Annotated in this window: 24 protein-coding genes; 14 read left to right on the forward strand and 10 right to left on the reverse strand. The window is 28.5% G+C overall.

Going from position 1 to position 25,623, the window contains the following annotated elements:
* Positions 1-2: 2 nt before the first annotated feature.
* The 3 genes from J0H68_05985 to J0H68_05995 form a co-directional block, all read right to left on the reverse strand.
* Entirely contained in the window at positions 3-4,088 is a 4,086-nt protein-coding gene (locus J0H68_05985) for a hypothetical protein (GenBank protein MBN8828239.1), read from the reverse strand.
* An 80-nt stretch (positions 4,089-4,168) separates the two neighbouring features.
* Positions 4,169-4,417 (reverse strand): J domain-containing protein, encoded by a 249-nt coding sequence (locus J0H68_05990; GenBank protein MBN8828240.1) that lies wholly within the window; start codon positions 4,415-4,417, stop codon positions 4,169-4,171.
* Positions 4,418-4,638: 221 nt separating this feature from the next.
* Positions 4,639-5,538 (reverse strand): AAA family ATPase, encoded by a 900-nt coding sequence (locus J0H68_05995; GenBank protein MBN8828241.1) that lies wholly within the window; start codon positions 5,536-5,538, stop codon positions 4,639-4,641.
* 174 nt (positions 5,539-5,712) lie between these two features.
* Between J0H68_05995 and acs the strand changes: the two genes are divergently transcribed.
* The 4 genes from acs to J0H68_06015 all read left to right on the forward strand — a co-directional run bounded on the left by acs (position 5,713) and on the right by J0H68_06015 (position 9,481).
* Positions 5,713-7,671: an acetate--CoA ligase gene (gene acs, locus J0H68_06000; protein ID MBN8828242.1), complete on the forward strand. Its 1,959-nt coding sequence runs from the start codon at positions 5,713-5,715 to the stop codon at positions 7,669-7,671.
* 73 nt (positions 7,672-7,744) lie between these two features.
* Positions 7,745-8,470: a hypothetical protein gene (locus J0H68_06005; GenBank protein MBN8828243.1), complete on the forward strand. Its 726-nt coding sequence runs from the start codon at positions 7,745-7,747 to the stop codon at positions 8,468-8,470.
* Positions 8,471-8,627: 157 nt separating this feature from the next.
* Entirely contained in the window at positions 8,628-8,918 is a 291-nt protein-coding gene (locus J0H68_06010; GenBank protein ID MBN8828244.1) for a hypothetical protein, read from the forward strand.
* 74 nt (positions 8,919-8,992) lie between these two features.
* Positions 8,993-9,481 (forward strand): hypothetical protein, encoded by a 489-nt coding sequence (locus J0H68_06015; protein ID MBN8828245.1) that lies wholly within the window; start codon positions 8,993-8,995, stop codon positions 9,479-9,481.
* 39 nt (positions 9,482-9,520) lie between these two features.
* Here the strand turns inward: J0H68_06015 and lpdA are convergent, their stop codons facing one another.
* The 4 genes from lpdA to pdhA form a co-directional block, all read right to left on the reverse strand.
* A complete protein-coding gene (gene lpdA, locus J0H68_06020; GenBank protein ID MBN8828246.1) occupies positions 9,521-10,915 on the reverse strand; it encodes a dihydrolipoyl dehydrogenase in 1,395 nt (464 codons plus the stop codon).
* A gap of 134 nt (positions 10,916-11,049) precedes the next feature.
* The gene (locus tag J0H68_06025; protein MBN8828247.1) at positions 11,050-12,312 is read right to left on the reverse strand and encodes a pyruvate dehydrogenase complex dihydrolipoamide acetyltransferase; all 1,263 of its coding nucleotides are present in this window, start codon (positions 12,310-12,312) and stop codon (positions 11,050-11,052) included.
* 25 nt (positions 12,313-12,337) lie between these two features.
* Positions 12,338-13,324, reverse strand: coding sequence for a pyruvate dehydrogenase complex E1 component subunit beta (locus J0H68_06030; GenBank protein MBN8828248.1), 987 nt, complete (start codon positions 13,322-13,324; stop codon positions 12,338-12,340).
* A gap of 15 nt (positions 13,325-13,339) precedes the next feature.
* Positions 13,340-14,311 (reverse strand): pyruvate dehydrogenase (acetyl-transferring) E1 component subunit alpha, encoded by a 972-nt coding sequence (gene pdhA, locus J0H68_06035; protein MBN8828249.1) that lies wholly within the window; start codon positions 14,309-14,311, stop codon positions 13,340-13,342.
* Positions 14,312-14,392: 81 nt separating this feature from the next.
* Between pdhA and J0H68_06040 the strand changes: the two genes are divergently transcribed.
* From J0H68_06040 to J0H68_06050, 3 genes are read left to right on the forward strand one after another with little or no spacing between them, the layout of a single operon-like run.
* Entirely contained in the window at positions 14,393-15,115 is a 723-nt protein-coding gene (locus J0H68_06040; protein ID MBN8828250.1) for a type II secretion system protein, read from the forward strand.
* Positions 15,116-15,130: 15 nt separating this feature from the next.
* A complete protein-coding gene (locus J0H68_06045) occupies positions 15,131-15,496 on the forward strand; it encodes an ankyrin repeat domain-containing protein (protein ID MBN8828251.1) in 366 nt (121 codons plus the stop codon).
* 57 nt (positions 15,497-15,553) lie between these two features.
* Positions 15,554-15,817 (forward strand): hypothetical protein, encoded by a 264-nt coding sequence (locus tag J0H68_06050; protein ID MBN8828252.1) that lies wholly within the window; start codon positions 15,554-15,556, stop codon positions 15,815-15,817.
* On the opposite strand, the gene J0H68_06055 is transcribed toward J0H68_06050, so the two are convergent.
* The gene (locus tag J0H68_06055; protein ID MBN8828253.1) at positions 15,818-17,110 is read right to left on the reverse strand and encodes a chorismate-binding protein; all 1,293 of its coding nucleotides are present in this window, start codon (positions 17,108-17,110) and stop codon (positions 15,818-15,820) included.
* A gap of 86 nt (positions 17,111-17,196) precedes the next feature.
* Between J0H68_06055 and folK the strand changes: the two genes are divergently transcribed.
* The 3 genes from folK (at position 17,197) to J0H68_06070 (ending at position 19,529) form a co-directional block, all read left to right on the forward strand.
* Positions 17,197-17,631: a 2-amino-4-hydroxy-6-hydroxymethyldihydropteridine diphosphokinase gene (folK, locus tag J0H68_06060; GenBank protein MBN8828254.1), complete on the forward strand. Its 435-nt coding sequence runs from the start codon at positions 17,197-17,199 to the stop codon at positions 17,629-17,631.
* Entirely contained in the window at positions 17,628-18,428 is an 801-nt protein-coding gene (gene folP / locus J0H68_06065; GenBank protein ID MBN8828255.1) for a dihydropteroate synthase, read from the forward strand. The genes folK and folP overlap by 4 nt, the downstream gene beginning before the upstream one ends.
* Positions 18,429-18,779: 351 nt before the next feature.
* Positions 18,780-19,529: a phosphocholine cytidylyltransferase family protein gene (locus J0H68_06070; GenBank protein ID MBN8828256.1), complete on the forward strand. Its 750-nt coding sequence runs from the start codon at positions 18,780-18,782 to the stop codon at positions 19,527-19,529.
* An 11-nt stretch (positions 19,530-19,540) separates the two neighbouring features.
* On the opposite strand, the gene J0H68_06075 is transcribed toward J0H68_06070, so the two are convergent.
* Entirely contained in the window at positions 19,541-20,305 is a 765-nt protein-coding gene (locus J0H68_06075; GenBank protein ID MBN8828257.1) for a phosphoribosylaminoimidazolesuccinocarboxamide synthase, read from the reverse strand.
* Positions 20,306-20,419: 114 nt separating this feature from the next.
* On the opposite strand from J0H68_06075, the gene J0H68_06080 reads away from it, so the two are divergent.
* Entirely contained in the window at positions 20,420-20,743 is a 324-nt protein-coding gene (locus J0H68_06080) for a DUF1476 domain-containing protein (protein ID MBN8828258.1), read from the forward strand.
* A 3-nt stretch (positions 20,744-20,746) separates the two neighbouring features.
* Here J0H68_06080 and J0H68_06085 read toward each other — a convergent pair whose 3' ends face one another.
* Entirely contained in the window at positions 20,747-23,356 is a 2,610-nt protein-coding gene (locus J0H68_06085; GenBank protein ID MBN8828259.1) for an AsmA family protein, read from the reverse strand.
* A 214-nt stretch (positions 23,357-23,570) separates the two neighbouring features.
* Between J0H68_06085 and J0H68_06090 the strand changes: the two genes are divergently transcribed.
* Genes J0H68_06090 through J0H68_06100 form a run of 3 tightly spaced genes read left to right on the forward strand, consistent with a single transcriptional unit; the run spans position 23,571 to position 25,615 of the window.
* Positions 23,571-24,140 (forward strand): cytochrome c family protein, encoded by a 570-nt coding sequence (locus J0H68_06090; protein ID MBN8828260.1) that lies wholly within the window; start codon positions 23,571-23,573, stop codon positions 24,138-24,140.
* 2 nt (positions 24,141-24,142) lie between these two features.
* Positions 24,143-24,592, forward strand: coding sequence for a hypothetical protein (locus tag J0H68_06095; GenBank protein ID MBN8828261.1), 450 nt, complete (start codon positions 24,143-24,145; stop codon positions 24,590-24,592).
* Between the two features lie 3 nt (positions 24,593-24,595).
* The gene (locus J0H68_06100; GenBank protein ID MBN8828262.1) at positions 24,596-25,615 is read left to right on the forward strand and encodes a paraslipin; all 1,020 of its coding nucleotides are present in this window, start codon (positions 24,596-24,598) and stop codon (positions 25,613-25,615) included.
* Positions 25,616-25,623 lie beyond the last annotated feature (8 nt).

Here is a 25,623-nt window from a genome sequence, read left to right on the forward strand (position 1 = left end):
GTTTATAAACTTATCTCCAATTCTATCACCTTTTTAACAAGTTCATGTTCTAATTCATCAAATCTCTTCTCTAAAACACCTAGTAAATCTTGATCTTTGTTTAGTTTTTGACAATAAAATTCTTTTAAAGTCTTTAAAGCAGAGCGATCTACAATTACATGTTTATCTTGTATCAAACCTATGAATCTTTCCATATGTTTAATAATATTCTCCTTATTATTTGCCTCTAAATCTTTAAATTTTATTTTAGTAAAATTCACCCTTTTATTAAACCAAGCACCCCTTATACAATTTAAATCTAACGTAACATTTACAAGCTCCACATTAAATTTGAAGGAAGATAGAGAAAATTTAGTTAAATCTAAATTACAAATATATTTATAATTAATATAGTTTCTTATATATAAACTATCACTAAAAGAAGTGCAATTTTTCTCAATAAATTTATCTACTTCATCGACAAAATCTTTTAAATTATCTATCTCAGCATTTTGTATAATTTTATTTATATGATTATAAGCTGTCGCTAATTGAACTTCTTGTCTTGTAAAATAGCTTAAATATAAATTATAAATAATTGTTTGAATTGCATATATAATATTTTTAATTAATCTTATCTTCCCAATATTATTACACGTAAATACTATAGTTTTTAAATATCCAATAAATGAGTAACTAAATTTATTTTCAATAAAATCAAACAAATTATTTTGACATTTTTCATTATTAAAAACTTTATCTATTAAAGCGTTTAATTCTTCTTCTCTTATATATGGTACATTTTTCTTTAATACATTTTTTAAATGGGACATTAATGTAGTATCATTTTTAACAGATAACAAAAGACTCTCAACCGCTTTTCTATTACTCTTAATTAAATGCTGAATTAATTTAAAGTTAGTTTTAGGTTTCTCTATGAATTTTAATATATCGTCTAAATTTAAAACCTTATTTTCATCATAAATATTATTTAAAACGCTGCTTAAAAGTTTAATTGAATAAACACTTAAACTTGAAATAATATTTTGACTTGATAAAAAATTTTTTAAAGAATAAGGTACGCCATAAGATAAAGTAAGCTTTTCTTTTATAATTTCTTCAATAAATACTGATATTTCTTGACTATTTTGATTTAAAAAACTATTAATTTCTAATATTATTTCTTTTTCAAACTCATTGCTTTTACTAGTATTTTTTAAAATTTTATCTAAATTTATTACAATATTTTTTATTAAACTGAACCTTACTTTTTCTTTGTTTATTTTTTTAGACGCTTCAATGTTTTGTTTACTAGAACTAGATAATAAAATTAAATCTTCAAAATCACTTATGATTTGCCTTATAAATTTATGATTATTAGATAAAAGATTTTTCTGTCCAAGCTTATTAGCGATCCCTAATAATAAATGTAACATATTTTTGGTTAAAGAATGATGTTGAGTCGGATGGTTAGTATTTTCCCTAACGGCATTTTCTATTTCAAAATCAATTCTACTATGAAATAAAGAATAAATATGAAGACCTTTAAGCATGGTGATATCAATTAAATCAAAGCACTTACATTCAATTAATTTATCAAATATCTTTAAAATTGGTTTATCGCTTAAATTTCCTTGCGCGATATTATTTAATTCCTTTAATAAAAAAGAGAGATTTTCTTTATTACCTGCGAGTTTAGGTAATGAATTTAAAAGAGAAATTTTAAGATCTCCAAGTTCTTTAGTTAATTTATAATTGGGAACTATATATTCAAATAAAAATTCTATAGTGCTACTTAAAATATTTTCACTTAAAATTATATTTAAGGTATCAACCTCTAAATTGGCGAAAGCATTACAAAGTTGAGGTATTGTTTCCTTAATTTTATTATTTACAAATTTATTTTTTTCATAAAATTCTTCTAATTGTAAACCTGACTTTTCGATATATGGCATCTGTATTAAATAAGCGAGAGGTTTTAAAACCATCCTTATACTGTAATTAAATTTTATATTTAAATTTTGATCAGATAATTTATTGAAAAACTGCTCTAAAGCCTCAAAAAGATTATCATTTATTAATGTTTTTAAGCTTAACTCAGCTTTAAAAATATTACTTACAGGCAAAAATTTAATTATTTTATGACTTATATAGCCTGCAATATTATGCTGTCGACAAAATGATACTAAATTTTTAAATACGTAAGCGTTATTACTATCAAGGACCTTATCTAAATTTAAAGAGATTTCATCCAAAAGCTTGGCTATAAAAGCTTTTTCAGCATTTTTTTTATCAAGTTTGTTTTCTTTTTCAGCATTTTTTATAATAATTTTATAAAGAAACCTTTTAATTTCATCTTCGCTCTTATTTACCACTAAATCAAATATATTAAAAATATTATCAATATTTAATCTATTTAACTTACTTCCTTCTAAACCCTTTAGAATTAGTTTAGTTTTACTAGAAAATTTATAAGCCTTTAGAAATTTTACAGCACCTTCAATTTCATTTAAAATTCCACTTATTAACCATTTATTTTCTGGCGTAATAAGTTTTTTTATAATTTGATCTTCAACCGCTATTAAACGAGCAAATTTATTTGCTAATTTTAACTTTTCTTCTTTAGCAGTTAATTTTCCTGTGAGTTGTTTAAAAATAGGAATAATGGGTAAAAATTTAGCAACAATTTCTTCTTCTTTAAATATTTCCAAGCAATTTCTACCTAACTGAATTCCTTGGGCAGTAACAAAAAACAAATTACCGAAATTCTCTACTTGATTATTTAATATAGTATAATCTTTTTGATTTAATACTTTTATATAAACTGCGAGTTTATTTAATAATAAAGCAAAATCACTATGAAAAATATTATGTTTTAGTAGACTGGTTTTAGTTAATATTTGAAAAACAGCATTAAAGTTTTCATTGAATATTTTATCAGCGCTAAACTTTGTTATTAAATTATTTACCCCTAAAGCTATGTTTTTAGCTAATATTTCTTTTTCAACACCTTTACATTTTTTTAAAGCGCCAAAAAATCCTTCTATAATATTATTAATCTTGTTATCTATTATTTCTTTTATATCATTATATATTCGCTCTCTTTGAGCGCTATATGTTGCGTAAAGCTTCTTCTCTGAGGGTTCAATAACAATATTTTTAGTAATTAAAGAAGCCAAAACTGCGCTTAATACTTCCTTATTATTAATTATTACTTCTTCTAATTTAGGAGTAACTTGTATTAGCAAATTTATAAACTTTTCCTCCGTAAAAAGTAAATAAATAGATTCTCTTGTCGCTTTATTACTAATTATTGGTAGTAATTTATTTTTTATAGCACTAAATCCAATATTTAGTCCCATATTTAGATTGGTAGGATTAATCATCTTAAGAGCTGCTTTTCTTTCTCCATTCATAAGAGAATTAGCAAAGTTAAAGTGATTAAATTCAATTTTTTTAATTTTAAATAAGCTATCAATAAAAATATTTACAAAATTATTATTGAACTTAATGTATTCTTCTTTTTGATCTCCTACTAAATCAAAATACCTTTGAACTTCTACTTTTAGGGATTCAATTATTGTTTCTAATAATTCATTGTCATAATTTATTTTATACTTTTCAATATAGCTTTCTATATGTTTAAATTGTTGATCAGCTAGAAAAGGGAAAAATACTTTTAATTCATCAATTGAAATATTTTTTTTTAACTGGGATAAATTTACTAAACCTGAATCTTTAAGTAGTTTTAGGTAAAATTCTCCGCAAAATTCTTTTAAACTTGATTTATTTTCTTTAATAAAAATACTAGTTATAACTTCATCGATATGATTATATATTTGGTCGATATTTTCAAAAGGTTCTATAATTCTTGTGGGCAAATTATTTATAATTAATTTATCTTCCACTCCTATTTCTTTAAGTTCTTTTAGAAGTAGTTGGATTCTAAACTTATTTTCTTCAAAAATTAACTCGCTAATTTCCCATTTATCTTTTAAAGGTTTTTTATTTTTCTTAAGATTAGATTCTACTGTATTCAGATGATCATTTAATTCACTTTTAGATCTTTCAATTTCTTCCTTGAAAGTTAAATCTACATTGCCTTTCAAAAAAACCCCCTTATATTTAATTGCCTTAAACATATTAAGAGCGTTTTAATAAATTGCAATGAAAGTTTATTATTTAATAATTATTTTAATAATATGTCACGCGCTTGATTAATTTTTTGAGCGAAATATTCAGACCCATCTGCTTTATCTGGATGATATTTAGTTATTAGCTTTACATGTGCTGCTTTAATTTCTTTTTCTGAAGCCCCCTCTTTTAGCCCTAAAATTTTCAATGCCTCTTCCTTAGTTATCCCTTGTTGAGTTTTATTAGGAAAATGTTCATGCTGCCAATTTTTATACATATTTTCATAGTGTTTGAAAAAATTCATATCGTGAAAATGAAAATCTGTATTTTTTTTAGAATAAAGCACTGATATAGCAAATATTAAACACATAATTATAATTAAAAAAGCTATTCCGAATTTTAGAAAAAAAATAGAAACTATCAGTGCCAATATTGCGGTTTTATATTGGTAAGGTATTTTATCTTTATTAGTAATATATATTATTGCTAATAATCCAATTATAATTATGCTTGTAAACATTAAATCTAAGCCAATTCTTCTTGTTCAATTTCATTAACATGTCGTGAGGCAAGCAGATTTGAATTATTAAGAGCTTCATTTACTTTTTTCAAGTTTAAATTTTTTAAAAAAGCTCTTAATTCTTGTCTTGCAGCAATATGAGACATTGTCATACTAATATTTTGCGCCGCTAGGTCAAGTAAAGTCAAGCCTTGCAAAAATAATTCTCTAAAAATCACCCTTTCAGAAAAACCTGGGATATGTTTAAATCCAACTCTTGCAGATAGTTTATTAAGAACTTCTGTCATATTTCTTTTATTTTTAGCATCAATATTACTTAAACGATTTCTAAGTACTATCCACTCGATAGATTCTTGAGCAACACTTGCCCTACGCATTTTTTGTCCCCAAACCATTTCACTATAATGAGTTGGTCGTTCTATCGATAAATTATCAGGATTAACCTTAGCTAAAACATCTAAATCAATAAAGCTATCATTAATTGGGGTTACAATTACATCTGCATGTGAATGCGCTAGTGTTGAAAGATATGTATTATTTCCTGGTGTATCAATTACTATAAAATCACATTCTTCACTTGCTTTATTAAGTGCCTCTAAAAATAATCTCTCTTCTTCTTTATGCCTTGCATCTTGATTTTCATCATTTACCGGTGGAATTAAAAAATGATTTGGCATTAACAAACTATTAGTTTTTTTATTAGTATATTCTCGATTTTCTATATAACGAGTTAAGCTTTTTTGTCTAGAATCGACGTCTATACTTGCAACTTTAAACCCTAAGCTCAATAAGCTTGCAATAGTATGCATAGCAGTAGTAGTTTTACCTGCTCCACCTTTTTCATTACCAATTACGATTACAATATTTTTTTTGCTATCAAGATTATTGGAATTACCAAATTTCATAAACTTTGCCTGTAAAAATTTTAACTCACATATTACTCTTATTAGAAAAGCGAGTAATGTTAGATGTCAATTAAAATGTAATTTTTGAATAAACAAAAAAGACTGTATTGATTTTTTAAGTATTGGAAAATACTCTATTAATATTAGCAGAATTAAAAGAAAAAAGTAAAATATATGTATGAATCAAATATTATTAAAATAAACCCGGAAATCAGCAGTAAAGCACATATTAATCAGGAAGAATATTTAAGATTATATAATTCTTCAATTGACGACCCTGAAAAATTTTGGATTGAACAAGCCAAAAATATAACTTGGTTTAAAGAACCTACGAAAATAAAAAATGTTTCTTTTAATAGCGATGACTTAGATATTAAATGGTTTGAAGATGGTATTTTAAATACATGTTATAATGCAATTGACCGCCACTTACCAGAAAAGGCAGAAAAAACAGCTTTTATTTGGCAAGGCGACGAACCTAATCAAACAAAATCTATTACATATCAAGAATTATTTAATAAAGTAAATGAATTTTCCCTGGTACTAAAAAGCCTAGGAGTTAAAAAAGGCGATATAGTAATCATATATTTGCCCATGATTTTTGAAGCAATCTATGCAATGCTTGCATGTAGTAGAATTGGTGCCGTTCATTCAGTAGTTTTTGCAGGCTTTTCATCTAATTCATTACGTGATCGAATAATTGATACTAAAGCTAAAATAATAATAACTTCAAATGGCGGTAAAAGAGGTGGTAAGGAAATTCTATTAAAAGCCAATGTCGATTCAGCAGTTCATGAATGTAAAACTATTGAAAAGGTATTAGTTATACCTTATTTAAATTTAGAAACAACTAAATTACCCCACGACATTTTATTTAATGAAGTTAGCATAAATTCTAACGAAATTTGCCGACCTGAGCCAATGAATGCTGAAGATCCTTTATTTATACTTTACACTTCGGGATCAACAAATAAACCTAAGGGTATAGTACATACTACTGGTGGCTATTTAGTTTACGCTTCACTTACTCATAAATATATTTTTGATTGTAAGGATGATGATATCTATTGGTGTACTGCTGATATCGGCTGGGTGACTGGACATTCATATGTGGTGTATGGCCCTTTATGTAATGGAACAACAAGTGTAATCTATGAAGGCATACCTTCCTACCCTAATTTTTCTCGTATGTGGGAAATAGTTGATAAATATAAAGTTAATATTTTATATACCGCACCTACTCTAATTAGAACATTAATGCGCGAAGGAGAAAAATTCATAACATCTTCTTCTAGGAAAAGTTTAAGAGTGCTAGGTTCTGTAGGTGAGCCAATAAATCCAGAAGCTTGGATGTGGTTTTATAAAACTGTCGGAGAAGAAAAATGCCCTATAGTTGACACGTGGTGGCAAACTGAGACAGGCGGAATATTAATAACCCCACTTATTGGAGCTACCAATTTAAAGCCTGGTTCGGCAACAAAACCATTTTTTGGTATTACTCCTGTAATAATTGATAAGGACGGTAAAGAAGTTATTGGTGAAGGTGAGGGTAATTTATGTATTAAAGATTCGTGGCCTGGTCAAGCTCGTTCAATTTTAGGTGACCATAAAAGGTTTTATGAAACTTATTTTGCACCATTTAAAGGTTATTATTTTTCAGGCGATGGAGCAAAAAGAGATAAAGATGGTTATTATTGGATTACAGGAAGAGTAGACGATGTAATTAATGTTTCGGGTCATAGAATTGGTACAGCGGAACTTGAAAGCTCTTTAGTAGCTCACTCTAATGTTGCTGAAGCTGCGGCAGTAGGATTCCCGCATGATATAAAAGGCCAAGGAATATATATTTACGTTGTTCTAAAACAAGGAATTAAAGCCACAATTGATACTGAAGAAGAACTTAAAAATTGGGTACGAAAAATTATAGGCCCAATAGCGACTCCTGACTTTATTCAAATATGTACTGATCTTCCTAAAACACGTTCTGGCAAAATTATGCGTAGAATTTTACGTAAAATTGCTGAAGGTGAATTTGAAAGTATTGGAGATACAAGCACCCTTGCCGACCCGAAAGTAGTGGAAGAGATTATTAAAGGCAGAAAGTCTTATTTTTCAAATAATTCTATAAATTAAGTAAATAAATTAATTATTGCTTGACATATTATTAATATTAATGTAATATTTCCTAAAATTAATGGAGATATTTATGATTATTAAGAAAGTTGTGGCATTAGTAACAGGAACCATCACTAGTGGGATTGGTGGCCTTTATAGTGTATTTGAAGTATTTAATAAAGAGGGTAGCTTATTTAATATTTTTAACTGGTTTAAAAAGAAACCTTTATTAATATCTTTGGATAAATGGAGTCATTTACCTGTAAACCCTAATGTAATAAAAAACTGTAATATTAAAAATATAGAAACCATTCAAGATAAAAGAAACAACCAAACATTAGAAACATTTCTAAACAACTTCAAATCTTTTATTGATAACCCCTTTTCTTTAAAAGATCTAAGCAATGAAGCTAATAGAGAGAAACTTGCTATACTTATTAGTGATATAGAATTTTGGGATAAAGTGTTATTCAATTTAAATGGTAAAAATGGCAGCTATATAAATAATAAATTAAACACCCTAGTTTCAAAACTTAAAGATAGAAGTTTAAAACCATCGGATGTACTAAAGTATGAAGAGGAGCTTTTGTTAACAAGCAATGTAAGATTGATAGATATTTTAGAGAATAACGGCAAACTGCGTTATAAACTTTTTGATAATAATTATCTAATATCGCTACAAGAGAAATTTAACACTTTTTCTGAAAGATTAAATTCTATTAATGCTAAAATTGAAGCACCCAAAACTTCTGTTAAAAAATCTGTCAGAAGTACTGTTTGTCAAAACCCGACTTTAAGTATAAGTGCGAAATTATAATAAAATCATTTAAAGTTCTAAAGGTTTTAAGTGAGGGTAATAGTCATTATTTACCCTCACTTTTTCATATAAGAACCATTAATTAACCTATCCTTGCTTAACGCATTATAAACCTTTATAATTTTATCTCCACTTTGTCAAAGTAAGGAGAATTATTATGTCTAAAATTCAAGATGTTTTATTTTTAAATGAAATGAATAAAACTATCGAATTATTTGCAAACAAATCAAATAATCCTAGCGAATATAAAACTAAAATTAGCGAAATGCTTTCACAACTTTGCACTAATCAAAGTATTTCTAATAATATAAACGATGAAAAATTAAAGACTTTATATGTTGATTTACAAGCTTGTTTTGAATCAACACTTTCAAGATTAGTTGAACAAAAATATATTACTGAAGCAGTATGCGTTATTCATGAAATAACGTTCCTTCCCCAATTTTAGCGGGGCCCGATAAAAACCTTTTAGATATTACATTTGCTGTAGAAGATGTTGCAAAAACACCAGAAAGAATTGCAATGGTAACTAAAAGAGCAAATATTTTATATGAAATGCTTAATAAAGGAAAACTAAGACTCCTTTGTGCATATTCGCAAAAAACATATGCTGAAGCACAAAACATTAGTAATGCACAAAGAGAAAATTACACTAATGCTCAAAAAAACTTTCCAAATCATTTAATTGATAATGCATTAAATATTGATGCAATTCCAGATAATCTTTCTGGTGCTACATACCTTTATAAAAACAATGAAGAAAAAATTTTTGGTTTTAATATAAATGCATTCCAAGTAAGTAACCCTAAACAGCCTAAAGAATGGTCAATAAACTTCGGTTCTATTGAACAAAGTGTATTTATGCAAGTAAATATGGTAACAGCTCGAATGAATCAAATAAGTGAATTTTTATCTAACTATAATATTAATATTGGTGATGAATTACATAACAGTAGAAAATTTATAAACCAAGCTTATGAAGCTAAAGAAAAACCATTTCAATTAAGTTAAAATAATAGGTGTAGCTTTCAATGCTACACCTAAATATAATTACATATGTATGACTCTTCCAAATGCATCAAGAACTGCTTCATGCATCATTTCTGACATTGTTGGATGTGGGAAAATTGTATTAATTAAATCTTCTTCAGTTAGTTCACCAGATTTTGCAATTACATAACCTTGAATCATTTCAGTTACTTCAGCACCTACCATGTGAGCACCAATTAATTCTCCTGTTTTAGCATCAAAAATAGTTTTAATTAATCCTTCTGCTTCACCCATCGCAATTGCTTTACCATTACCCATGAAAGGAAACTTACCAACTTTAATGTTAAGGCCAGCCTCTTTAGCTTTTTCTTCAGTTAAACCAACACTTGCAATTTGTGGACGTGAATAAGTACATCCTGGAATATTATTTTTAACCATCTTATGTGGATGTTTACCGGCAATTTTTTCTGCCGCAATAATTCCTTCATGACTTGCTTTATGCGCAAGCCAAGGAGCACCGGTAACATCACCTATTGCATAAATACCTGGCTCATCTGTTTCCATATAATCGTTTGCTACAATTTGCCCACGATCTAATTTTATTTTAGTTGATTCTAAACCTAAGTTTTCAGTATTTGCTTGAATACCGACAGCCATAATTATTCTTTCAACTGTAAGTTTTTCTTCTTTTCCATCTTTTTCAAAAGTAACAGTTACGTCTTCTGCATTTTTAGTAACCGATTTTAAATTTGTTTTAGTGTGAATTTTAATGCCTTGTTTCTCAAATGACTTTTTAGCGAAATCTGCTATATCTTTATCTTCATTAATTAGAATTCTTTCAGCTACTTCTATTAAATTTACATCAGCACCCATAGTTTTATAAAAACTTGCAAATTCAACACCAATTGCTCCACTTCCTACAACGAGTAATGATTTTGGCATAGTTTCAGGAACCATTGCTTCTTTATATGTCCAAATAAATTTATTATCAGGTTCAAATCCTGGAATTACTTTTGCTCTAGCTCCAGTTGCAATTAAAATGTTTTTTGCTTGTACTTCGTCAACAACGACACCATCTTTGGTAACTTCAATTTTTTTACCAGGTTTAATTTTTCCAAAGCCATCAATTACAGTAACTTTATTTTTCTTAAGTAAGCCTTTAATACCGCCTGAAAGTTGGCCTGAAACATCTCTTGATCTTTGAACAATTTTTTTGATATCAAAACTAATATTTTCAGCTTTTAAACCAAAGCTATCTAAGTTTTCTAATAGATGATAAATTTCAGATACTCTAAGTAATGCTTTAGTTGGAATACAACCCCAATTTAAACAAATTCCACCTAAATGGTTTGCTTCAACTACGCATGTTTTTAAACCTAATTGAGCTGCTCTAATTGCTGCTACATAACCACCAGGTCCTGCTCCTAGCACTACTAAATCGAAACTATCTTTCATATTTTACTCCCAAGTAATTTTTATGTATTAGATAATTATATACAATCTTATAGAATTATAAATATTTTAAATAAAAATACAATTAAAGTGGCCTTTAATTGTATTTTTATTTTATTTTTAAAACCTAAAATTAATTATTCAATTAACATTAGAACTGGATTTTCAATATATTTCTTAAAACTTGCTAAGAAGTTTGCACCTACAGCTCCATCAACAACTCTATGGTCAGAAGAAAGTGTAACTTCCATCGTATTTGCAATTGTAATATTTCCATTTTTAACAACTGGTTTCTCTTGGCTTGCACCAATAGCTAAAATACAACTTTGTGGTGGGTTAATAATTGCTTTAAAGTTTTTAATACCAAACATTCCTAAATTTGAAATACTAAAGCCACCACCTTGGAATTCTTCAGGAGATAATTTATTTTGTCTAGCACGTGCTGCTAAGTCTTTCATTTCATTTGAAATAGTAATTACATTTTTCTGATCAGCATTACGAATGATTGGAGTAATAAGCCCACCGTCAATTGCAACTGCAATAGATATATCAACGTTATTAAATCTCAATACTGCTTCATCAGTCCACATCGCATTTGCATCAGGAACTTCTCTTAATGCTAAAGCAACAGCTTTAATAACAAGATCATTTACTGAAAGTTTATAAGCAGGTTTATCTTTATCAGTCGCTGAATTTAAATCTTGTCTCATACTTAATAATTTATCAATTTCACATTCAATTGATAAATAGAAATGAGGAATAGTTTGTTTTGATTCGCAAAGTCTTTTCGCAATAACTTTACGCATATTATTATTCGGTACTTTAGTAAATTCTTCTGGGTTACGAGCAACAACACCTGATGAAAAACCAGAAGATGATTTTGTAGACCCACCTTTATTCTTCGCATTTAGAACGTCATCTTTAATAACCCTGCCACGTGGTCCACTTCCTTGAACTTTACTTAAATCAATGCTTTCTTGTGAGGCAATTCTTTTAGCAAGAGGAGACGCAGCAACTCTGCCATTATTATTTGAGGTTAAAACAGAAGATGATGTATGAACTGTTTTAGCTTCAACTACCACTTCTTTTTTCTCTGGAGTTGCATTTTGATTAGCAGCAGGTTTTGGGGTGAAATTAGTAAGAGCTCCACTATCTTCACCTTCTTCTAAAACAAGCGCAATCAGTTCATTAACTTTTACATTTTCTGTACCGGCAGGAATAAGTATTTTGCCTAAAATTCCTTCATCAACCGCTTCAACTTCCATTGTAGCTTTATCGGTTTCAATTTCAGCTATAATTTCACCTGCTTTAATTTTATCACCTTCTTTTTTTAACCATTTAGCTAAATTTCCTTCAGTCATAGTAGGAGAAAGAGCAGGCATTAGAATTTGAATTGGCATAAATTATTCCTCGAGTACTTATAGTTTAAAACTTTTTATAACAAACATTTTTAACTGCATCAATAATATCAGCTACTTGTGGTAAAGCCATTTTTTCTAAATTAGCAGCATATGGAAGAGGTACATCTTTACCTGCAACTCTTACAACAGGCGCATCTAAATCATCAAAAGCTTCTTCCATTGCTATTGCTGCAATTTCTGAACCAATACCTGCAAAGGGCCATCCTTCTTCAACTGAAACTATCCTGTTTGTTTTCTTAAGTGAACTTAAAATTGTTTCTTTGTCAAGCGGCCTAATAGTTCTAAGGTCAATTACCTCAGCATTTATACCTTCTTTTGCAAGTTCTTCAGCTGCTGCTAGTGCATGTTTTACCATTAAAGAAAAAGCAGTAATAGTCACATCACTACCTTCACGTAAAACGGCAGCTTTTCCAATTGGTACTAAATAATCAGCATCATCTGGCACTTCAAAACTTTGGCCATATAAAATTTCATTTTCTAAAAATATTACTGGGTTTGGATCTCTAATCGCAGATTTAAGTAATCCCTTTGCATCAGCTGCACTATAAGGTGCTATTACTTTTAAACCAGGAACATGTCCATACCAACTTGCATAACATTGTGAATGTTGCGCTGCAACTCTTGAAGCGGCGCCATTTGGTCCTCTAAATACTATTGGACATCTAACTTGTCCACCAGACATATAATTTGTTTTAGCAGCTGAATTTATAATTTGATCAATTGCCTGCATAGCAAAATTAAATGTCATAAATTCAACAATAGGTTTTAAACCAACAAAAGCGGCTCCAACTGCAACACCTGCAAAACCATGTTCTGTAATTGGTGTATCAACTACTCTTTTTGGTCCAAATTCCTGTAGTAACCCTTGAGTAACTTTATAAGCACCTTGATATTCTGCAACTTCTTCACCCATTACTAAAACATTAGGATCCTTTTTCATTTCCTCAAGCATCGCATCACGTAATGCTTCTCTTACTGTAATCACTGCCATAAGCTTTTCTCTTTATTAGTTTTCATTATAAATATCAGTATATAATTCACTTGGATCTGGTTCACTACTATTTTGAGCAAAATCCACACATTCCTGAACAATTGATTTAATATCTTTTTCAAGAGTTTTAAAATCATCTTCGCTTAATTTAAATTCTTGCATGATATAAGTTTTTAAATTTGTGATCGGATCTTTTTCTTCCTTAAATTTTTCTACTTCTTCTTTCGAGCGATATTTTGCAGGATCAGACATTGAGTGACCACGATATCTATAAGTTTTCATTTCTAATATCATTGGCCCTTTTCCGCTTCTGATATATTCAACTGCTTCACTTGCAGCTTCCCAAACTTTTACCACATCCATACCATCAACTTGCTTTCCTGGTATTCCAAATGCTTCACCGCGTTTATAAAAATCAGGAGACGCTGTAGAACGCTGAACCGAAGTACCCATGGCGTATTGATTGTTTTCAATAACAAAAATTACCGGTAATTTCCAAAGTGCTGCCATATTATATGATTCGTAAACCTGCCCTTGATGCGCGGCCCCATCACCATAATAAGTAACGCATAAATTATTATTTTCTTTATACTTATTAGCAAAGGCTATACCTGTTCCAAGTGGCACCTGAGCTGCGACGATTCCATGACCGCCATAGAAATTTTTAGGGATATCAAACATATGCATTGATCCACCCTTACCTTTTGAACAACCAGTTGCTTTACCTAATAACTCAGCCATAACATTTTTAGGATCCATACCACATGCAAGCATATGACCATGATCTCTATAACTTGTTATGATTTGATCGTCTTTAGTTAAAGCTCCTTGAATACCTACAACTACGGCTTCTTGACCAATATATAAATGACAAAAACCACCTATTAAACCCATACCATATAACTGACCTGCTTTCTCTTCAAATCGACGAATTAGTAGCATGTCCTTATAAAAAGCAATTAATTTATCTTTAGAAAGCGTGCCCATTGTTATCCTTCATTACAAAATGATTTGATTATTATGATTAATTTATTACGATTATACAGTAACATAACTAGAGATACTACCATGTTTTCTAAATTATACAAGAAATTTACTTTTACGAATGCTTATACTTTAGCTGAAATGTCTATTGTAATGTTAATAATTAGTTTACTTGCTGTAGGTATAACTTTAGGAAATAGGTTTTATGAACAAGCTAAAATACAAAGAGTTGCTAGAGATTTAATAACCTATAGAGCAGCGGTAATAAATTTTAAAAATAAATACGCGGCTCTTCCAGGGGATATGTCAAATGCTTCTGATATAATTTCAGGATGCACTGCTACTTGTAATGGAGATGGTAACGAAAGAATTGATACTGACAATGAAACTTTTAGAGTTTGGCAGCAACTTTCATTAGCCGGGTTTATAACTAAAGAATATATTGGAACAAATACAAATGACATTCTTCCAAAAAGTACTATTGATGGTGGATATTTTGCGGTAAGAACTGCTAATATTTCAGGTTTAACTAAAACATTTGTAGAATTTGGAGGTATGTCATCTCAAACACGTGGATATGCAGATGTAAGTATTATTGACCCAACCAATGCTTTATTTATAGATACAAAACTTGATGATGGAGTAGCAGACCAAGGGTTAGTTCTTGGCTTAACTGGTCTTGCTCCTGGCACTTTTGCTGCACTTCCTGCTAACTCTTGTTCTAATTCCGCGCTTTCAAACGCTGATCATTATAACACAAGTAATAATGGTCAAATTGTTTGTAAAATGATTTATATAATAGAATAATTTTTAGAGTTAACTATGTTAAAAAAATTACTTGATGACAATTTATTTTTTAATGAAAACTTGCTTCAAGATGGAATTAAATTAATTGAAGCGGGTGAAGACGTTAATACAGTTAGTAAACATGGCGATACTTTAATTTTTAAAGCAATATCTTTAAATAATTTGAAAGCTGTAGAGTTTTTAATTAAAAAAGGGATAGATCTCAAATTTCTTAATGCGAAAGATCAAACGCTCCTACATTATGCATGTCATAGATCCTCTACAGATATTGTAAACTTATTGTTAATAAAAGGAGCAGATCCTTTTTTACAAAATTCTAAAGGCGAACTGCCAATAATTTTAGCTTTAAGTAATAATAAATTTGAAAATGCCAAAATTTAATTTGCATTTGATATTTTTATAAATGAGTTAGATTATAAAAAATTTATTGTAAAGTTAATGAGCGAATATAATTGTATATTTGGCAATAATGGACTTGCCTATATAACTGTATTTAAATTTGGTTTATTAGATAATAATAAAAAAAGTTTAGAAGAATTTTATCAAGAACTTATTAAATTAATACCCCCTACTTGGGAACAGTTAAAGAATAATAAATCAGTAAAAACTATTACCAGTGAAGAAGGTTTTAGAACAAATTATGATCAAAAAACTCTTATAATCGCTGAAGAGAAATTAAAAATTTCTGGGATTAAACTTTAGTTATTCTATTATTTCAATCTTTAAAACTTTACATATACTTTTAGCTTTAACTAGAGTTTCCTCATATTCATCGTAGGGATTAGAATCAATCGTAATTCCTCCACCAACTTGAAATTCAAATTCTTCGTTTTTAAATATAATAGTTCTAATAACTACCGAAAATCTGAAACCTAGATTTGGTGTAAACCAACCTAAAATTCCTGAATATATACCTCGTTCAATATTTTCTAATTTTTCACATAATTTAATTACAGCAATCTTAGGGGCGCCCGTCATAGAACCGGGAGGGAAAGCATTTACTATTACTTTTGAGGCTAAAACTTCTCTTTCTTTTTTACCTATAACAATTGAGGATAAATGATGTAAATCTGTATAAGTTGTACACTTAAATAATTCAGGTACAATGACACTTCCTGGAATACATGATCTGTTTAAATCATTACGCATTAAATCAACTATCATTAAATTTTCAGCGCGATTTTTCATATCATTAATTAACCCTAACTTTGTAACTTCATCTTCTAAAGAATTAACCTTCCTCCCAATTGTACCTTTTATAGGCTCAGTTGTAACTTCGTCATTTTCATTTAAAGATAAAAATAATTCAGGGCTTGATGATACGATGGATAAGTCTCTAATTTTAAAATACGCAGAATAGTTAGCTGGAGAAATAGTTACAAGATCTTTGAATATTTCCAAAGAATTATAAAAATTTAATTTTCCATAAAATTTTCTGGTTAAATTGGCCTGATACACCTCACCTTCTAATATATGTGCTTTTATCTCATTAACTTTATCGAGATACTCTTCTTTACTCATATTGGAAGATATACTAATAGCTTTTGGCTTGGTCTTTAAATCATTATTAGTTGATAAAATTTCATAAAATTTATTTAAATATTTTTCGTCTCTATATTGTATATAAATACTTTTATTTTCATGATTAAATGTAATAACTAAATTAAATTTAGCAAAATATGAGAGCGGCGGATTTATTACACTTTTATTAACGTTAGTAAAACATTCTTCTATAGTGTGCTTTAATTCATACGAATAATAACCGAAATAACGATCTAAAATTTCATTATTTGCATTTTTAAAAAATTTATCATTGATTTCTAAAGGGTAAACTTCCTCATTAACAAACAACCCTATATACGAATGATAATTTTCTTTATTTATTCTCGAAGAATATAAAAATACCATTACTTCTTCAGAACTAAATTTTGCTGCAATATCTATTGGTTCTTGCCAATCTATTTCAATTTTATAACTTTTATTATGTGTATGCATTCGATATAGTATTTTAAGTCTAATCTTGGTAATTTAAATTTAAGATTTATATTATTATATAATGAACTTTAAAGCTGTAATTTTAAATGAAAGAAATAATTTTAACTATAGGTACTAATTTAGGGGATAGGCAAGAAAACCTTAAAAAAGCTTTAGATCTTTTAAAAGAAAAAATTTCGATCGAAAGCATTTCAAATGAATTTTATAATAATGCTATGCTGCCTGAAAACGCTCCTAAAGAATGGGATAAAGAATTTATAAATATAGCAATTTATGCAAAAACTAAATTAGACCCTTATGAATTACTTTCTTTTGTTAAAAAAATAGAAGAATCTATGGGAAGAATAGATTATGAGAAATGGTCCCCAAGAATTATTGATATAGATATTATTTTTTATGATAAATTAAAAATAAAGGAGAGAGATTTAGTAATTCCTCATCCAGGTATTTTTGATAGAGAGTTCTTTCAAATTACTGTTAAAGAAATTGTTCCAAATTATAAAGAAAAATTTTTATTATGAAAATAGTAGGCATAGTTAATTTAACCCCTGATTCTTTTTCTGAAGATGGAATACACGCTAATAAAGAGCATACAATTAAGCATGTATTAAAAGCAGTCCAAAATGGAGCTGATATTTTAGATATTGGCGCTGAATCTACAAATCCCAAGTCAAAAGCTTTAACTCCTGAAGAAGAATGGGAGCGTTTAAAAGAGATTTTACCTGATATTTTGAGTATTTGCAGAGATTATAATGTCGAAGTAAGCCTAGATACCAGATTTTCTTCGACTGCCAAAAATGGGTTAAAACTAGGTATTAATTATGTAAATGACGTTAGTGGTGGTGAAGATCCTTTAATGTTTCAAGTCATATCCGATTATGATGTTAAATATATTATGATGCATAATAGAGGTATACCGGAAGACCGCTCACTGCCTTTACCTTCAAATATAAATATATTCCCTGACCTGTTTGGATTTTTTGAAAGAAGAATATGTGGGGCAATTTATAATGGAATACTTAAACAAAATATTATCTTAGATCCTGGAATTGGGTTTGGTAAAAGTGCTGATCAATCATTTTATGTGATAAAAAATATTAATAAATTAAAAATATTTGGACTACCAATACTTGTTGGTCATTCGCGCAAATCCTTTATTAACAAAGTAACAAAGTTGCCATTTAATGAAAGAGATATTGAAACGCTTAGCCTTTCTTCCTTTCTATTAAGCAATAGAATTGAGTATATTAGAGTACATAACGTTGAAATTCATTCAAGAATGTTAAAAGTTTTGAATATGTTACACAACGATCTATAAATTTTAATTATGTTAAAAATTATATTTGTAATATAAAATTCATTGATATTTTTAATTTTATCTTTTATATCACTTAGAAGATATTTCATTAATTGATAAATTTTAATAAATAAAGGATTTTGTGTCTATTATTCTTAACTAGAAAACATTAGAAGCGTACAATAAATAAAGCGCAGCTATAAATTAAAATAACCTAGGGATATTATACACTTTTAAAAAATTCCAATAACTTAATATTAAATGACACACATTAAAACTAAGACAAATTAAAATAGATTATGAAAATATGAAACTTGGCTCAAAAAATATTTTAAAAATTTCATTTTCACTAATTAACAATAAAATTAAAGTATGAAAAATATAAAATTCGTATTATTAGCTGCCGGTAGAGGGAGTAGAGTTAACTCTTTGTCAGATAACAAACCAAAATCAATGACTGAGATAAATGGTCGTTCATTGATTCAATCACAACTTGATATTATCAAATCTTTTACTAATGAAATCGCTGTTGTTACTGGTTATCGTGATGAAGTATTATACGAACACTTAAAGGAATATAATATTGAATTTTTTCATAATTCAAATTGGGCAGACTCTAATATTATATCTTCTCTTTTATGCGCAGAAAAATGGTTTCAAGGTAGTGAAGTTGTAGTTTGCTATACTGATATATTATATAGCAGAGAAGCTCTAAGCACTTTACTGACTGCTGAAAGAAATATTACCATTCCCTATTATACCAAATGGTTAGAATTATGGACTAAGCGTTTCTCAAATCCTTTAGAATATTTAGAAACCTTTAAAATTAATGACCGTGGCGAGTTAACAGAAATAGGTAATAAAACTGACAATATTAACAATATCCAGGGCCAATTCATGGGGATTATGAAATTTAGCCCTAATGGATGGTTACAGGTTAGGAATTTTTTAAATAATTTTACAGAACAAGTTATTTCAACACTTGATTCTACTAAATTATTAAATAAATTAGTTCAAGATGGAATAACAGTAAATACTGTCGGTATAAGCGATTTCTGGTTTGAAATTGATACTGAATATGATTATGATCTTTATCACAAACTAGAGCTTACACTAAATTAAAAACTATAAAGCTAATTTGTAGTTTCTACATTATTAATGTTACTAGGAAGCACCCCAAGCCTTTTAGCAACTTCTCTATAAGCTTCTTGAACACCTTCCATATCTAACTTAAACCTGTCTTTATCAAGTTTTTCATTAGTTTTTATATCCCAAAGCCTACAAGTATCTGGACTAATTTCATCAATTATTACGGTACTATATATATCATCCTCGATTACTCTTCCAAATTCGAGTTTAAAATCAATTAATCTAATACCTGCAGCTGCAAAGAAGCCCTGTAAAAAATCATTTACTCTAAGAGCAATTGTTCTTATTTCTTCAAATTCAAATGGATTTGCAAAGCCTAAAGTTAAAATATGCTCTTCTGAAACTAAATTATGCTTATTACCACTTTCATTATAATAATATTCAATTAAAGGGTTATTTAGCACTAAACCTTCAACAATATCAAATTTTCTGCTTAATGAGCCTGCGACTACGTTTCTAATTACTATTTTAACAGGTATAACTTCTGTTATTTTAACTAGCTGCTCTTTCATATTTAGAATTTTTACAAAATGCGTTTGTAATCCTGCCTCATTTAAACGAGTCATTATTAATTCATTTATTTTGTTATTAATCACCCCTTTTCCTGAGATAATTCCACTTTTATCATTTTTAAGCTCTATATCATCCTTAAAATGCATTATATAATGATTAAGGTCCTGATATTGATAGAAAACTTTAGTTTTACCTTCTAAAATTGCCTGTCTCTTATTATTTTTACTTGCCAACATCACACCTCTTCAAAAGTAAATTTTTTAACTTTTCCTTAATTTTATCTTGCCAAATGTTAATTTTAGCAGTATTTTTAAATATAGTAAATGTAACAAATACTAGAGTAAATAGATATGTCATTTAATAAAAATAAAAATGAGCTTATTCAAGAAGAAAAGTTTGTCAACGAAGCAAATATTGAATTCAAAATAAATTCTATAAGAAATAGATTATTAGGTGAATGGGCTGCAAATTTAATGCATTTAGACAAATCACATACTGAAAGTTACATTAAAGACGTTATTAAAAGTGATTTAGAGATTCCAGGTGACACCGATGTAATTAATAAAGTTTATGAAGATCTCCAAAAATTCGGTAGCAAATTAAGTAAAGCTGAAATTAAGCAAAAAGTTATTGAATTTAACGCTCAAGCTAAAAAAGAGCTCTTTAATAAATAAATATTATTGATATTTAATATTTAAACTTGAGGCAACGCTATCTAACTTCATGGTTTTTTGAGGTGAGTTAAAGTTACCTTGCAAAAGTATTTTTGCAATCATCGAATTTGCATCTTTATATGGAACAAAGCTTGCTTCAATTTTAGAAGAAGGATCAATATTAAGGTTTTCTAAATTCATCACTATTTGAGCAAAACCTTTAGTATAAAGGCTTGCAAAAACCAGATCAGGAGTAACTAATATCCCATTATTTATTTTTACTGTACCGTTGATAGTATTAAAATTTGTTACACCTACATTTGCCCCAGACTGTTCCAGAGTTTTAAGTAAAGATAAATCTAAAGTGTTTTTGGTACGAGCAATTGCTATAACCACTTCATCTAAGGCAATATTATTAATGCTAATTTGCTTAGCAGCAAACTTACTATCTACATTTAAATTCCTAATCATTTCAAGTGGGGTTTTGCCACTAGTAAATAAAGTTCCCCCTAAACTATAAGGGCCTGCAAAATTAGGAAAGAATCTTTTTTCAAAACTTTCTGTAAAGGTAAATTCAGCGTTATTTAATGAAAAAGCTAAACTTAAGTAATTATCTGCTGCTCTTAAAGAACCATTAAGTTTTAACTCTCCTCCAAACATTTTTGCTGAGCTATTTTTTATATTCATTAATCCACCTACAAATACCACCTCTCCTTTAACATCATCCATTGAAAGTTTCTGTAATTGAACGCGATCAATATTTGTTTTTATGTTACCGTCAAATTTATTCCATTTAATTGTTTCAAATAAAGAATTAGACCATACAGTTTGTTCTGATTTATTAGCATCTATATCGTTTTTTACACTTGGTTCAAAAATATTAAAAAATTCTGTAGCTAAGTAAGATCCTTCTATTACCATATTAATAATAGGTCTTAATTTACCAACGTACAAATCTATTTTAGCATTAATTTTAGCCTGCTCTTCTTCATTAATTTTAATAGAATTTATGCGTAATAAATTTGGCATAATAATCGCATCAAGGGCTATATTATCTAATATTTTTTCTCTAAGTGTAAGATTTGTAGCATTAACTAAAATTCTCGTTTCGGATTTAACATTTCTTAAAAAATGAAATGTTTTTTGTGGTGATTCAATATCAGTGTAAAGTAGATCTTCACTTGCATGAGAAAAGAAATCATTTATTTTAAAATCATCAAAATTAAAATCTTTCAAATAAACATTTAAATTTTTTACAGGGGTCAAAGGATTTTTAAAGTTAGAATTAAATCCTGCAACTACAATTGCTGAATCATTATTAATTTGCAAATTATCAATTTCAGCATAATTATCAGAAAATTTAAATTTTGATGTTAAAATTAAAGGTTCGTTTTTTAATGTAAAATTATAAGAATATTCTAGGAAATATCGAACTAATTCATTAAATATACTTTTATTTTTATTTAAGCGAATATTAAGATCACCTTCAATACTTTTTATATTTTCTAAATAATTAGCTTTAACCTCTATATATTCGTCATTATTACCAACTTTAAATTCTTGTAAAACTACTTTTTCATCATTTTTTACTACAAATAACTTGAGTCCATCAAATTCACTTCCATGTAAATTAACTTGTTTAGCTAAAATTGCAAAACCGTTTGTTTTAACGGAATCATAATTTACAATTACATCTAGGAAAAAATTATCATGGACTGTATCAAACTTTTTACCCCATTTTAAATATTCTAACTGTAATAAAGAAACATTCACTCCATTACTTAAAAGTCTTTCGGTTCCTGACCCTTTAATAATACTTCCATCAACATTATTAATTTTAAAAGTTCCCTTATCATAACTATATAAACCATCTAAAGTTATAATTTCGTTTTCTAGATTATTTTTTATATATTCAGGAAAATTATCTAATATTGTATTATTTATTAATTTAAAATTTTTAATATCAAGTTTAACATTAGAGTTTTTTAGGGCTTCATTTGGAGTTAAATTGATTTCAACACCTTCGCCAAAAATATTTAATTGTAAATAATTATTATACTCTCCACGTAAAGTCAGTTTTTGATTATTAATATAATCACCTTTAAACTTATACCTACCAAACGTATAACTTAATTCTAAATTTACTACACCAAAATTATAATCGTACTTCTCACCTTCTTCATTTATAACATTTATTTTATCTAAGTAATCAGTTGAGAGTGCTACATTTTCAAGCTGAACTTTATCTATAAATTTTTGATTTGCGGAAAAATTTATAAAATTATCAATAATAACTTTTCCATTTGAAACTTTTAAAAAATCTATATTTTGAGAAATATTATTACTTAATATTAAATTTAATATTGTCGGGATAGTAAATCCTACTTCTACCTCTTTAGCCTCTATAATTAACTTATTTCCTTCCATAATTTTAACATTAGATGCTTTAACTGATGGATAAGGGAAATAACTTATTTCATATTTATTACTATCGAAGATAGTATATTTCTTATCTAAAGATGCTCTAAGCTTATTAAAATTGACTTTATTATTTGTGATGATAACTACTATTGTAGAGGCTATAAATATAAGGCTAATTAGAAATGTAAGTGCTTTAAAAAAATATTTAATCATATTCTCAACATAATTTTATTACAAATAAATTACCATAGTAATTCCTTAGGATCAACAGCCTTACCTTATTAAGTTAAAATAAATTATTTAATTCATATAAGAAGTCTATTGAAAAAATAAAATTTTTATAGTTATAATAAACCCCAAATACTATGTTTAACAATCGTTTAAGGTAATTATATTTTACCTTAACGTTCTTATTTAAGGTTAGTTTATGAACGGTTTTGAATTAAATAAAATTGCCGCAGCAATACTTGTTGGTGGAATAATTGCAATGCTTTCTGGTTTTGGTGCAGAAATTTTATATGATATTCACGAACAACCTGAAAAAAGAGGATATCAAGTCGAAGGTATTGCTGATACTCCTACAGCTTCAACTACAGGAAAGTTCGAGTGGCCAAGTTTTGAAATTGGTAAATTAATGGCTGCTGCAAATAGTGAAAAAGGTCAACAAATTTTTAAAAAATGTGCTGTGTGTCATAGTAATGAAAAAAATGGCACAAATAAAGTTGGTCCTGGACTTTGGAATAGTGTAGATCATGATAAAGCTTCTCATGAAGGTTATAGTTATTCAGAAGCCTTAAAAGCTAAAGAAGGTAAATGGACTTATGAAGATTTATTCAAATTTCTTTATTCACCAAAAGATTTTGCTAAGGGCACAAAAATGGGATTTGCAGGTCTTAAAAAGCCTGAAGAATTAGCTGATGTAATTGCATATTTACGTACGCTTCATGATAACCCTCCTGCTTTACCACCAGCAGATTTAGTTTCAAGTAAAGAGTAATTATGAATTTAGATTTCTTAACTGATTCAATAGCACATATTTGGCTTATAGTTAGTACTTTAGTATTGTGCGTTGAGCTCATTTTTATTCAATCATTCTTTTTAATTATTGTTGGAATTGCAGGGCTTATTACGGCTGCTGCTTTATATGCAGGTATTATAAGTTCTCCTCTCGCTTCTGTATCAATATTTGGAATATTAAGCGTTATTTTACTCATAAGTTTTTGGGGAAAAATCCAAAAATTGAGGGATAAAACATCAAAATTTAATGATATTAAAAATACATTTGGAGTGGTAATAGAACAACCACTTATAAAAGGTACTTTGGGTAAAATTAATTGGTCAGGTACAATTGTTAATGCTTCTCTCCTTAACGCTGATGTTGCAGAATTAAATGAAACTGTTAAGATTGTAGAAGTTAAAGGTAATACATTTTTTGTAATTAAAGAGTAAAATATGTTTGAAATTGGTAATTTAATTCCTGCAGCTATCTCAGTAATTGTGATAATTGCACTTGCTCGTGGCATTAAAATAGTTCCGCAACAAGAAGCATGGATAATAGAGAAATTAGGAAAGTTCGATCGTAAACTTGAACCTGGTTTAAATTTTTTAGTTCCTTTTATTGAAAGAGTTGCTTATTACCATTCTTTAAAAGAACAAGCAATAGAAGTTAGAGAACAAACTGCTATTACTAAAGATAACGTAACACTTGCAATTGATGGCGTGTTATATGTTAAAATAATTGACCCAATTGCAGCTTCTTATGGTGTTAATGATCCTTATTATGCAATCACCCAACTCGCGCAAACTACAATGCGTTCTGAAATTGGTAAAATGACACTTGATCGCACTTTTGAAGAAAGAGATACAATGAATTATAATATAGTTCAAGCAATGAACCAAGCGGCGACTAATTGGGGAATTCAATGTATGCGCTATGAAATTAAAGATATTAAACCGCCTTCAACAGTTTTAAAAGCAATGGAATTGCAAGTTGCAGCCGACAGACAAAAAAGAGCGCAAATTCTTGAATCTGAGGGTCATCGCCAATCACAAATTAATATTGCAGAAGGTTTTAAACAAGAAATCGTTTTAAAGTCTGAAGCGAATTTAACTGAGCAAGTAAATCGCGCAAAAGGTGAAGCTGAAGCAGTTTCTCTTGTTGCAAGCGCTACCGCAAAAAGTTTAGAGCTTATTGGTAATGCTTTAAATACAGTTGGAGGAAATGAAGCTGCTAATTTAAAAATCGCACAAAATTATATTGATGCATTTAAAGAAATCGCTCAAAAAAGTACTACTGTTGTTGTACCAAGTAACTTAACTGATTTAAGTGGAATGATAACACAAGCTACTACTCTCATTAATAAACTTTCTCCGAAAGATGGCAAACAAGGTTTAATTAATGAAGCAAAAGAAAAAGCAAAGCAAGTAACCAGCAATAAACCTGAAAATAAAACTTCTAGTCCGTGGGAATAAAACTCCCA

It is taken from the genome of Sphingobacteriia bacterium, assembly GCA_017304685.1.
Classification (GTDB): Bacteria; Pseudomonadota; Alphaproteobacteria; order Rickettsiales; family 33-17; genus JAFKLR01.